Origin of the sequence: uncultured Cyclobacterium sp. (genome assembly GCF_963977555.1) — a bacterium.
Lineage (GTDB): Bacteria > Bacteroidota > Bacteroidia > Cytophagales > Cyclobacteriaceae > Cyclobacterium.
This window is the reverse complement of the sequence record NZ_CAXBPD010000004.1, coordinates 359,897-371,738: the sequence shown is the minus strand read 5'-3', so window position 1 is coordinate 371,738 and position 11,842 is coordinate 359,897. Positions and strand designations below refer to the sequence as shown.

General features: G+C 37.2%; 11 protein-coding genes. 3 read left to right on the top strand and 8 right to left on the bottom strand.

Features of this window, described 5'->3' with window-relative positions; translation table 11 throughout:
* Positions 1-168: 168 nt before the first annotated feature.
* The 4 genes from AAC073_RS07275 to tnpA form a co-directional block, all read right to left on the bottom strand.
* A complete protein-coding gene (locus AAC073_RS07275) occupies positions 169-1,560 on the bottom strand; it encodes a NosD domain-containing protein (protein WP_339923181.1) in 1,392 nt (463 codons plus the stop codon).
* 51 nt (positions 1,561-1,611) lie between these two features.
* A complete protein-coding gene (locus AAC073_RS07270; protein WP_339923180.1) occupies positions 1,612-2,376 on the bottom strand; it encodes a DUF1919 domain-containing protein in 765 nt (254 codons plus the stop codon).
* Between the two features lie 475 nt (positions 2,377-2,851).
* Positions 2,852-3,310, bottom strand: coding sequence for a hypothetical protein (locus tag AAC073_RS07265; RefSeq protein WP_339923179.1), 459 nt, complete (start codon positions 3,308-3,310; stop codon positions 2,852-2,854).
* 453 nt (positions 3,311-3,763) lie between these two features.
* Positions 3,764-4,201: an IS200/IS605 family transposase gene (gene tnpA, locus AAC073_RS07260; RefSeq protein WP_339923178.1), complete on the bottom strand. Its 438-nt coding sequence runs from the start codon at positions 4,199-4,201 to the stop codon at positions 3,764-3,766.
* A 658-nt stretch (positions 4,202-4,859) separates the two neighbouring features.
* On the opposite strand from tnpA, the gene AAC073_RS07255 reads away from it, so the two are divergent.
* Entirely contained in the window at positions 4,860-6,266 is a 1,407-nt protein-coding gene (locus AAC073_RS07255; RefSeq protein WP_339923177.1) for a sulfatase-like hydrolase/transferase, read from the top strand.
* A 110-nt stretch (positions 6,267-6,376) separates the two neighbouring features.
* On the opposite strand, the gene AAC073_RS07250 is transcribed toward AAC073_RS07255, so the two are convergent.
* Positions 6,377-6,850, bottom strand: coding sequence for a protein-tyrosine-phosphatase (locus AAC073_RS07250; RefSeq protein ID WP_339923190.1), 474 nt, complete (start codon positions 6,848-6,850; stop codon positions 6,377-6,379).
* 142 nt (positions 6,851-6,992) lie between these two features.
* Positions 6,993-7,328, bottom strand: a complete 336-nt coding sequence (locus AAC073_RS07245; protein ID WP_339923176.1) for a metalloregulator ArsR/SmtB family transcription factor — start codon at positions 7,326-7,328, stop codon at positions 6,993-6,995.
* 262 nt (positions 7,329-7,590) lie between these two features.
* Between AAC073_RS07245 and AAC073_RS07240 the strand changes: the two genes are divergently transcribed.
* Together AAC073_RS07240 and folE are read left to right on the top strand one after the other, a co-directional pair.
* On the top strand, positions 7,591-7,995 hold the full coding sequence (locus tag AAC073_RS07240) for a MerC domain-containing protein (protein ID WP_339923175.1): 405 nt from the start codon (positions 7,591-7,593) through the stop codon (positions 7,993-7,995).
* On the top strand, positions 7,988-8,665 hold the full coding sequence (folE, locus tag AAC073_RS07235; protein ID WP_339923174.1) for a GTP cyclohydrolase I FolE: 678 nt from the start codon (positions 7,988-7,990) through the stop codon (positions 8,663-8,665). Before AAC073_RS07240 ends, folE begins: the two co-directional genes overlap by 8 nt.
* A 209-nt stretch (positions 8,666-8,874) precedes the next feature.
* Here the strand turns inward: folE and AAC073_RS07230 are convergent, their stop codons facing one another.
* Complete coding sequence (locus tag AAC073_RS07230; protein ID WP_339923173.1) at positions 8,875-9,411, bottom strand: DUF4625 domain-containing protein; 537 nt, start codon at positions 9,409-9,411, stop codon at positions 8,875-8,877.
* A gap of 15 nt (positions 9,412-9,426) precedes the next feature.
* Entirely contained in the window at positions 9,427-11,841 is a 2,415-nt protein-coding gene (locus AAC073_RS07225) for a TonB-dependent receptor (protein WP_339923172.1), read from the bottom strand.
* Position 11,842: the final 1 nt, after the last annotated feature.

Here is an 11,842-nt window from a genome sequence, read left to right as displayed (position 1 = left end):
CTAAAAATTAAAAATTGTACTATTCTACTTGCTTTAATCTTAGAATACGGGGCGAAATATCATAGCCAGGGGTGTCAGCCCCTGGGAAAACAATGGGCATACCATGATTTTGGCGGTATTGTTGCTTTTTTTCTGCAACAATGCTGACAAAATCTTATCGGTTACAAGTTAATATTTGTACTTGTCAAATGGAGCTGAGTTTTTTGGATCTATTGGCCGGTAAAGGTTGTCTTTGGAGCCTCCCGTTTCAGCCACGGCATTGCCACCCTCTGCAAAGGTGATAATATTGTCCACAATCACACAGTTACTGGCATTGTGTAAGCGAACAACCGTCTGACTAATAAGGGTATGGACAATATTGTTAGAAAACATAAGTTGTTTTGCATTGTCGAACTGAATAAAAGATTGTCCATTGGGTTCTGAGTCTATTGTTTTGCTTCGCTTTCTGCTATCGAGGTATTGGGCAATGCTGTTTCCTGAGACATTTAAATTCATGGAGCTTTTGACATGGCAAAAAGAGCCATAGGCTGCTGCACCTGTGGAGATTTTCCAGTTGTAAACAGCGTTTCCCGTAATTGTAGAACTTTGGATTTCATCAATTTCAAAGCATTTGCTTATATAGGCAAAGGTATTGTTGTGGAAGGTAGAAAATACCGGTTTATTCAATTTAAAGGCTGTTTCTAAGTCAGCAAACAAATTGTCACTGGCCATCATTCCCTGGCCATTGCCATGCAATAGGATCCCGTAGGTCAATTGTCCAAACCAGTTTTTATTAATATAACTAACGTCGCAATCCGCAATGTCAATGGCTACATATAATTCAGTAAAATAGCAGCCTGTAACCCTAAGTAGCTCACATTTTGCCACCCCTTCTCCTTTAGGAGCCTTTGGCAATACAATTGCCCGTTGTCCTTCTGCTGCCACATCTTTGTACCTGTCTTTAGCAGGATACCAGTTCAATCCTCTAAAATTGGGTTCATCATTTCTGAATCGGCTATAGCCATCGGCAGTATTCACCCCGGTATTGTTATAACCCACAAAAGAAAGGTTCTCCAATTCCACTTTTAAGTTTTGGTTGGGCCAAGGTGTTTCTCCAGAGGGAAAGGCTTTGCTTCGTCCCGCATAGTCAAAGGTGATACAGTTGGGACCAGTGTTTTTACCTAGTCGGAATATTGTACCACTTTCAATGTTTGCACCATGTACGTCAATTCCTCCGTGAGCCTGCCCAATTAGTTTTACACTGGCCAGTTTTACAACCACCGGAGCATCCAGAAAATAGACTCCTGGCAAAAAAGCAATGGTTGCGGAGACATCTTTTAAAGCACCAAGTTCATCGAAGATAGCCTGTAAAGCAGCTGAAACATCAAGCTTTCCTGTATTGTCCAGGTGGTAAGCGAATTTCCCATGGTTGGTCGAGGCCTCGACAGTAGCCATATTGTCCCTTGTGACTTTAAGGGTGGGTAATTTTTGTTTATTAATGGTTTTTCCCACAACCATTGAACTCATTGAAATAAACAAGAGAGCAATAAAAATACTTGTAGTCAATTTGTTAGATGCCACTTTTTATTGGGTTATTTTTAGTTAGATTATAAAATTGTTTACTAAAGGGTTTTAATTTTTTGATTTCCAGGTTAAAGCTTTTAAAAGAGATTTCGTAAAATGTATGAATCTGAGATTAGTACTGTCATCTAATAAAATATAATTTAGCATGCGATATTTAAAATTACTGCTGGGAATCCCTGTATTAAGCCATTTAATATAGTCAAAATATTTTTGCGTATAACCGAAAATATAATTGTTTTCAGGTATGTTTTTCTTGTTAATGTAAACGCCATTGTGAATTTCACCTGAATAAAATTTAAGTGTGTCATCGGAATAAAAAGCCACACTATTGGGTAATTTCATTTTATTCCACCTTTGGATGTCTTTAGGAGTGCGACAATAATAGTAGTCAAAATCTATTTTGTAAAAAACCCTTTTCCTGTTAATATTTTTGTGTCGTATTCGAAATAACCTTTGGGCCAAATCAAACCTTGGATAATGTAGAAAATGAATTTTGGCATATGGAGTACGTCCAACAGGGTATATTGTCCCAGTAATTTGCTCGCAATGAATTGTGTCTAATTCCAATACCTCATGGGCGTTTACATTATTTAAATTTTCGATAAAATCCAAGTAATCTTTTTCAATACCAATCCCAACTGTCGGTGTTAAATTAGGTAGGTCTAGGAATTTATTTAACTCCCTTCCCCAACAATTGTCTGAAATAATTGAAAAGTCATGGTATTTTATCCTTTTTAAGGAATAATGGCGCGCCAATATCCTTCTAGAATATAAAAGTGCCTTAAAAAATTTTCGGATTTTTACACGATTCAATCCCCTCATCTTTTCAAATTCTTGCGCCAAAAATTATAGAAAATGCAATGAATTGCGCTTTAAAGGCCATAATGTCTTAAATGACCTGGACATTGCATTTGTCCTTGAAAATGATTTATTCAAACATTAAAATTTCAAAAAACGCATTATTGTCCACTTTAAAAATGCATATTAAACTTAAGCCAACTCAGTTTTGCGGGTTTATTTAAAAAGTAGGATTAGACCAAAAAGGTTACGTTAATTGAACACTTCCTATTTTTTAAATTTTGATTCGATTAATCTTCCCACTTTAAAAAAAATGTGTACTGTATAAAAATTCTTTATGTAAATTTTAATTTAGGTGATTACGAGTTGCGCTTAGAATGTTAATATAAATTAAAAATTTCTAACAAACAAAGTGCATGTGGCTAAGAATAATTTGTTTAGCTTGTTTCAAGGAGGAATTAAAAAATGAGCAAAACCCATTCGGATAGCATTAAAACTTTAATTCTAAATCGAGTTGGCGGCCTTCCTCAAAAGCCTTTTTATCCATGCCTGTTCCTATAGCAAGCCCAATGGCCATACCTATGGGGATACCAATTCCTATAAACCCCATGTTTCCTAGACTAGCCCCAAAAGCAGCTCCCAAAGGAATACCAAAAGCTGCTATTCCGACGGCCATCCAAGTGTTTCGATAGTGGTTTTTAGGGACAATTTTTAGTTCTTTTTCAATTAGGGTAATAATTTTGGCCTGTTGCTTTTTTGTCTTGCTATGTAATTCTTTTTCCGAAACAGCGTTTATTTCATCAATGGAGGTATTGATAGAATCAATTACTTTTTCAGGCAATTCATTTTTTCGGAGTTCTTCTATCAATGCTTCAAATTGAGAATAATGCTTCTGAACTTTGGGTTTGTTACTGATTTCTGGCCTTGATTTTAGGTTATTGATCTTCATAAGGTAGTTTTTATAAAGCAGAGGATGGCCTCGACAATTACAAAAAAGATTAAAATGAATAATTGACGTTTTTATATTGATAAGCTTTCTTTAGCATTCCGTCCTACCGAAATCCAAATCTCCACTTGTTACTATGTGAATAAATATAAGGTTTATCCTTTTCAGTTCCAATAGGAAGCAACTTTAGGCCCTAAAGGTAGGTTAATGGTATATTTAATTAATCGGCCAACCCCTGTCCAGAATTTGGCTAAAGCCGTGATAAATTATTTCGTCTTTTATAAATGGGCTTCAGCCCATTCCTATTGAGATGGTTTCGTTAAATAATTCTGAAATTTCCTGACAATTAGCAAAACATTTATTTTTTTCAATCGTGATGATTCCGCATTTTCAATAGCCCCCAGCTTCAGCTGGGGGATTATAATAGAATATCATGTTTAGGGCTTTAGCCCAACCTCAATCCTTCATTTCCTCAAAATTATATTTTTTAATAAACGCTAAATATTCTTCCTCAAAAGTTTTGTCTTTATGATGCATTTCTTGGTTTCTAATGTAATCTCTGACTTTTATTACCCCGGATTCTGAAATAGATGCAGCTAAATATTCATCCTGCCATTCAAATTTTTCTAGGGTAAGTTTGTTTTTGTTGATCCAAAAAGAAGATTCTCCTTTTATCAATTGCACTACTTTTTGAATGGTTTGATCGACTCCAAGAGAAACCAAACAATGACAATGTTCTGAATATCCATTTATGTGATCGATAAAAACCCCTTTCTTATTAGCGTTTTCTTTTATGTGGGTCCATACCTTAGTTCTCAATTCTTTGGAACTTAAAAATGGAACTCGGTTTTTAGTACTCCAAACAAAATGAATATAAACCTTAACAAAAGACATGAGTAATTCTTATTGGTTCAAGGTCTAATTTAATGATTTCTTAATAATTTTCATGTCTTCTTTAAGTGAAATAAATTTATAAAATGCTGTAATTTAAGTTGGTAGGTTAGTTTTTCCCTTGATCCAGATTAATTTTGGCTAAAGCCGTGATAAATTATTTCGTCTTTTGTAAATGGGCTGAAGCCCATTCCTATTGAGATGGTTTCGTTAAATAATTCCGAAATTTCCTGACAATTGCAAATCATTTATTTTTTTCAATCATGATGATTCCGCATTTTCAATAGCCCCCAGCTTCAGCTGGGGGTAAATATATAGGTGTTAATTTACGGGGCTTTAGCCCAAACATTCACCTTAAAAGGTTAAAAAGAACAATTAGTCCCTAAAGGTAGGTTGTTGGTAAATTTAATTAATCGTCCATTTCCTGTCCAGAATTTGGCTAAAGCCGTGATAAATTATTTCGTCTTTTGTAAATGGGCTGAAGCCCATTCCTATTGAGGAGGTTTTAAAAAATAATTTGCGTTCTCTACTATTTTTTTCAACCGGAATCCTTAATTTGAAATGTGAGAATTATTGCCATAAATTTGACCCCTATCTTACATATTTACTACAATGAGGCTATGCACATAGAACCTACTTTAGTAATTTGAATAGAACACAAATGAAAAAAACACCCAATCAGATAGCCATTTTTATTCTGACACTTTTTTGTGGATGCGCCACACCTAAAACGGACAAAAAACCAAATATCATTTTAATATTTATCGATGATATGGGTTATGGGGATTTGTCTAGTTTCGGAAATTTGGATGCCCAAACGCCTAATATCGATAAACTGGCTTCAGAAGGAATTCGTTTCGATCAATTTTATGTGAATTCACCAATTTGTTCGCCCTCACGGGTAGCCATTTCTACAGGTACTTATCCCCAAAGATGGAACATTACCTCCTATTTGGCCTATAGGGAAGTCAATGCTGAGCGAGGAATTGCAAACTGGCTGGATCCCGCAGCGCCGATGCTGGCTAGAGGACTAAAAAAGGTAGGCTATGCCACCGGCCATTTTGGGAAATGGCACATGGGAGGACAAAGGGATGTCAATGAAGCTCCGGCCATCACAGAATATGGTTTTGACGAATCCTTAACCAATTTTGAAGGATTGGGAGCAAAGTTGCTCCCTCTTACCATGGATGAAACAGGGAAAGTTGGGAAAATTTGGGAACAGGCTGAAATACTAGGCGAACCTGTTACTTGGATGCAACGGTCTGAAATCACCACTGGATTTATTGATGCCGCAATAGACTTTATGGATAAAGCGCAGAATGAAGAAAAACCATTTTATGTTAATGTCTGGCCAGATGATGTACACAGTCCATTTTGGCCTTCATTTAAAGAGTATAACCTTACCAAAGAAGCCAGTAAAAGAGATTTGTACCATGCTGTTTTGGAACAAATGGATAAGCAGTTTGGTAAACTATTCAATTATATCCAGAACGATGAAGCCTTGCGAGACAATACTTTAATCTTATTTTGTTCTGACAATGGTCCGGAACTTGGGGCTGGAAGTGCCGGAGACTTGAAAGGTTATAAAACCCATTTGTATGAAGGCGGTATTCGTTCTTCTTTAATCGTGTGGGGCTCCACTTTTGTAAATGAAGCATCAAAAGGAAAACGAAACGGTGAATCGGTTTTTTCTGCCATTGATTTAAAACCTTCTTTACTTGAGTTTGCTGGAGCAAAAGCTTCTGAAAATGAGGTTTCGGATGGTGAAAACTTAATAGGAACTATCCTTGGGGAATCCAATCTATCCCGTAAATCTCCGATCTTCTATAGCCGGCCACCAGATAGGAAAAATTATTATGGATTCGAGAACCTCCCTGACTTGGCAGTACGTGAAGGAGAATGGAAACTTTTGTGCGATTATGACGGGGGAAGGCCTGAATTGTACCATATAATAGGGGATGGAGGAGAGCAAAATAATCTTGCTGATGAGCAGCCTGATAGGGTGAAATCAATGACACAAAAAGTGACTTCATGGTACGATTCAATGCCAAAAATAGTGAACGAATAATCTTTCCAAACCCATCCATTCAATTGATCAAAGACAGATTGAGCATGCACTTGGGTACCTGTAAGCAAAAGCAGTAAAAGTATCAGAGATTTTTTCATTCGGATTTACTTTTAAGCGTTGACTTGTGACATGAGATAAAACATTTCAGTTGCTATCTGCATGCACCTTTCGTCATATTTGGAAGCTTCTTGTTCTGTATCATCTGCAATCTTCGGGTCTTCATAAGGGATAGGTACCCTTAAAGAGGCTCCTGGAATAAAAGGACAATTTTTATCCGCCTCTGAGCAGGTCATCACTGCTGCAAAATTCTCGTTGGCATTGGCTGGATCGTCGTATATTTTAGAATAACATTCCAAAGAAGTACCATTATCGGCAAATGTCACCTGATAGCGAGGATTGTCTCCGCCTGGATTGTTTACTTTAAAACCCGCTCGTTCCATGGCTGCAACTGCTCTTGAATTAAAAGCTGTGGCTTCAGTTCCCCCAGAGAAAGTATTTACTCCATCCGCTACACCATAGTAATTGGCAGCGGTGCTTGCCCAAATCTGACTCATGTGACTTCTTCGGCTATTGTGAGTGCAAATAAAAGTTAGATTTGCATCTTCATTGGTTTGGTTGGATGGTGTTGATTTCTAATTCTTTAAAACTTCCTTAAATTTTATTGTACTTTCTATTCAAAGGCTCATTATATCATTGCAATATAACGATATGACGAGTAAATTTTTTTTAACAACAACTCCCTAATAATGGGTCTTTAAACTGGTCGAAGGTGTCGTTAAACATAATCTTGATTTCATTCCATTTCACAGGATTGATGCAATAACTCACTCTTGGTCCTTCAATAGTTCCCTGAATAATGCCAATATCTTTCAGTTCTCTGAGGTGTTGACTAACAGTAGGTTGAGCCAGTCCGAGTTCCTGTACCAAGTCTCCATTGACGCAGGCATTTGTTTTTAGCAAGAAATGAATGATTGCTACCCGGGCAGGATGAGCAAATGCCTTCGCCACTAGTGCCAAGTCATTTTGTTCCGAAGTAAATAAATCTGATTTTGTTAAACCCATTGATATAATATCTCATTGCAATATTACGATTAGAATTTTAGTCACACAACATATTGTGCCAAAAAAAATAGTTGGTTTTTAAAGAGTTAATTATTATGCTTCGGTTTTGTGACAATTTGTTTTTGGCTGAAGCCGGATGAAATGATATGGACCTTGGTAAATGGGTTGAAGCCCATTCCTATTATATTTATTTATGCAATAGTGTTGCAATAAGGTAGTGTTTTTGTATATTTGCAATAGTGTTGCATAAAGTGATTATCAAATGAACCTATCCTTAAAAAACTCAGACACCTTCGGGGTCCTGGCAGGTGGCTTGTGCCTAGTCCACTGCATGGCTACACCATTGGTGTTTGTCTTGTTGAACTGTCCTACAGAGAATTGCCTAGGGGTGGCAGACTATTGGAATAAACTTGACTATTTGTTTCTATTTGTTTCATTTCTTGCTGTAAGCCGTTCTTCCCTAAATACCTCTCGAAGATTCATGAAGCCTGCTTTGTGGTGTAGCTGGTTATTGCTTTTTTCATTGCTCCTCATTGAAAAGAATAATTGGTACCTAATCCCTGAAATTATGATCTATGTTTCGGCGATGCTACTTGCACTTTTGCATGTGTATAACCTGAAATATTGTAAATGTGAAACCGATAAATGTTGTCATAAAAATGGATAATGAAAAATTTGATATAATCGGGGATGATCACGTAATGACCAATTCAGAGACTCCCCTTCGAAGTGATGCCTTTGATAAATCTGACGAGGAAAAAATTAAGAATATTGCACAGCATTTCGGAGAAATCATGGCTGAGCTAGGATTGGACTTGACAGATGAAAGCTTATCATGGACACCCTACAGGTTTGCTAAAATGTATGTTAAGGAGCTTTTTTATGGTTTGAATCCCGCGAACAAGCCCAAAATGTCTGTTTTTCCAAATAAATATGGCTATTCTAAAATGCTTGTTGAACAAAATATCAACATTGATTCTTCATGCGAGCATCATTTTTTGCCCATTACAGGTCACGCCCATATTGCTTATGTCCCAAAACAAAAGGTTATCGGCCTTTCTAAGATCAACAGGTTGGTTGATTATTTTTCCCATAGACCACAAGTTCAGGAAAGGCTTTCTTTACAACTGCTTAAAGAGTTGCAAGAGATTTTAGAGACTGAAGATGTGATTGTGGTGATTTGTGGGAAACACCTTTGCGTTTCCTCCAGGGGTATTAAGGATAAAGACAGTTTTACAACTACAGTAGAATTTGGTGGATGTTTTAAAACCAAAGCCTATAGAAAGGAATTTTTCAACATCTTGGGCAGCGGGTTTTCCAGTCAGAAATCCCAATAAATCTTAGAAAATCAGACTGTTTGAAAGCATGATTTTTGCACCTACAGTGTTTATTCGAAAAAGGAAACAAATTGGCTTTTTCAGAATGATAATAGGACTAAATAGTAGGGGAATGCATAATCTGAAACAAAGTCGTAGAAAGGAAAGGGGATAAGCTGTTGCCTCCACTTTCCTTTAAAAAAGCATATTAATTAATCTAATGGCAAATCTTATTTGTGTAATATTTTTACGCTTAAGCCCTTTTGAGTTGACCAGCCCTCTTTGTCTGTTAAGCTGATATAAAAATGGTAATCCCCTTCCTGAAATAATCCAGATTCATCGGCCGAAGGTATGGTCATTGTAAGGTCTGTCTCATAGGAAGACGAGTTTTCAGGAATTTCATAATCATTTATAAATACAAAAGGGTGTGTAGCAGTTTTCTTGTCATCAAGAGTGCAGTCATCTTCTTCGGTACTATGAGAGTGGTGATCAAAATTATTGTGTATGTCAATACTATACGACCCTAAAGCAAAATTATCGGAAAAATAGGCCTTAAAATTGAAAGGTTCGTCAAAGTACATTATGGCGCAACTATTGGGGAAAGCATCATCTATGGAAAGGTCTATTAATGGTTTTTCGGTATCTGTTTCCTCTGTCGGGTCACAAGAAACTGAGAAAATAAAAACCAGGGCTAACAAGCCAATGTATTTCAATGTTTTCATTTTGATCTGTGCGAAGTTTCGGGTGAATAATTTAAATTTTTTCATGGCTTAAATTTTCGTTTATAGCGGTTTATTTGAGTAAAAGGGTATGTTCATATTGACAATAAAGTTTCTTCCAGGTTCAGGGACATTTATCAGTCGGTAATAACTGGTATGGTTAAAATATTTCTTATTCAGGAGATTTTGTACCTGAAAGGAAAGATTGACTTTTTGTTTGTAAAGGTTTACTTCTCCCCCCATGCCTACGTTGAAAACCTGATATCCTTTTGTAATTACCTCGGGAGGAACGATGTTGTTTTGTGCAGCAGTGATTCGGTAATCCACAGATAGATAGGGGTTCACTAAACCTCCCAATGTTTCCTCATGGTATTTGAGATTAATAATTGCAGATGCTGGTGGAGAAAATGGGAGTGTATAGCCTTTTTTCTCTCCAGACAACTGCCTCGAATAGACATACTCCCCTATGATGCCCAACTGGAGCCAATTCAGTAGTTCATAATGGGTATGAAATTCTCCTCCATATCTCAATACCTGGCTTTGGGTATAAAGAAATATCTGATTACCATTCCCATATAGGCGGTCGTGTCCAGATGTTGGATTTAAGTAGATGTAGTTTGAAAAGTAATTTAAAAATGGAGAAGCGCCTGCGGCAAATCTCGCCGAGCTAAATGCTATTCCTAAATCTAGCTGATAAGCTATTTCTGGAGATAAATCAGGATTACCTACCTCATAACTAAAGCGATGATAATTTACACCGTTTGCGGCAAGTTCTTTAGGAATGGGCATGCGGAAACTCTTCCCCACATTCACTTTATAATTCCATTTTCCGGGGTTTAAATTATAGCCTAAAGACCAAGTGAAATTGGAGAATGTGCGGTTTAAAGATGCAGCTCTTTGGAGGAATTTACCTTCAAGGTCATCTGAATTATCAATTGGTGAAGGGAACCAGTCCAAATAGGAGGAGGTTTTTATTCTTCCAACATCAAACCTTATACCTGCCTGAAATTGTTTGGTTTGCGAAAGTTCATGGCGGGCAAAAACAAAAGCGCCAATATTAACTTGATTGTAGGCCGGGATAATAAACCCTCGGCCGTTAATTTTATTATCTTTAAATTCACTGTTGATCCCGGAATTTAGTTGCGTTTTACCTGTGGCTTGATAGAAAAATTTGACATTTGCAGCATAGATGTCTTTAATAAATTTACGCTCCAGGTCCATGTTAAAATCCAATGTGTCGGGAAAAATGGCTGGCATATAGCCATGTTGTACATATTGGCTCCACTCTTCTCTATGGTTTCGCTGGTAACCAAGGTCTATTTCAAGCCTGGATTTTTCTTGCCACAAGGTTGTGGTATTGATCACTTTAAAGTGATTTACTTTTTGGTAGGGATAATGGATATCTCTGTTTGAGTGGTCATGTACATCTGTGTCTACATTCCTTGGTTCTAATCCATGAGCATTGGCAAAAAAACCACTTTTGCTGTTCACATTGCTGAGATAAAACCTGCTTTGGACCTTATCTTTAACGAGTCCGAATGAAAGGTGAAAATTTTGCTCTTTCCCTGCCGTATTTCTTAAATAATTATTGTGCAATGCAGCGCGGTAATTGTAAATGTCTACACTGTCAGTAGGCACTTTAAAGTCCCCATAGTCCAGCAGGGTCGCAGTGATTGAGGCAAAAAACCATTCCTTTCTTCCAGCCACAGAAACAGACGTGCCTATAAAATCATTGTTCGTTTTCCCAGAAATATCGATGGTGCCGCCAAAAGAATCTTTCTCCGGCAGTTTTTTATTTTTCATGTCAATGACACCACCTATGGCATCAGAGCCATACATAAGAGAAGCAGGTCCCTTTATAATCTCAACATTGTCTACAGCATACTGGTCGATTTCAAGACCGTGATCTGCTCCCCATTGCTGTGCTTCATGTTTAATATTGTTTTCCACCACCACCACTCGGTTAAAGCCCAGTCCCCTGATTACAGGTTTTGACTGGCCGGATCCGATATCAATGGTAGAAATCCCAGGTAACCTTTCAAGGGATTTCATCAGGCTTCCACCAAGGTTTTGTTTAAGATAGTCTTCATTTACAATTTCAATGGCCAAGGATTCTTCTTTTTTCCTGTTTTCTGCATAATTATCAGTGACGGTGACCTCATCAAGGCTTATGGGTATTTTACTTAAAATGAACTTAATTGGGCTGTTTGTGGGCAGGGATACACTTTTTGTAAGGCTTTCATAACCCAGAAAACTAATGTTAATGTCAAAATGGCCTTTTTGAAGGCCTAAAATTATAAACTCCCCATTTACGTCGGTTATGGCACCTTTATTCAGCTGAACAAGTTTAATAAGGGCTCCCTTTAATGGTTTGTTTTTCTCATTGGTGACGGTTCCTTTCAATTCCTGATTTGATTGACTGAATGCATGACCAATAATCGAGTTCAAGGCCAACATTAGAATTAAAATTTTCTTCATT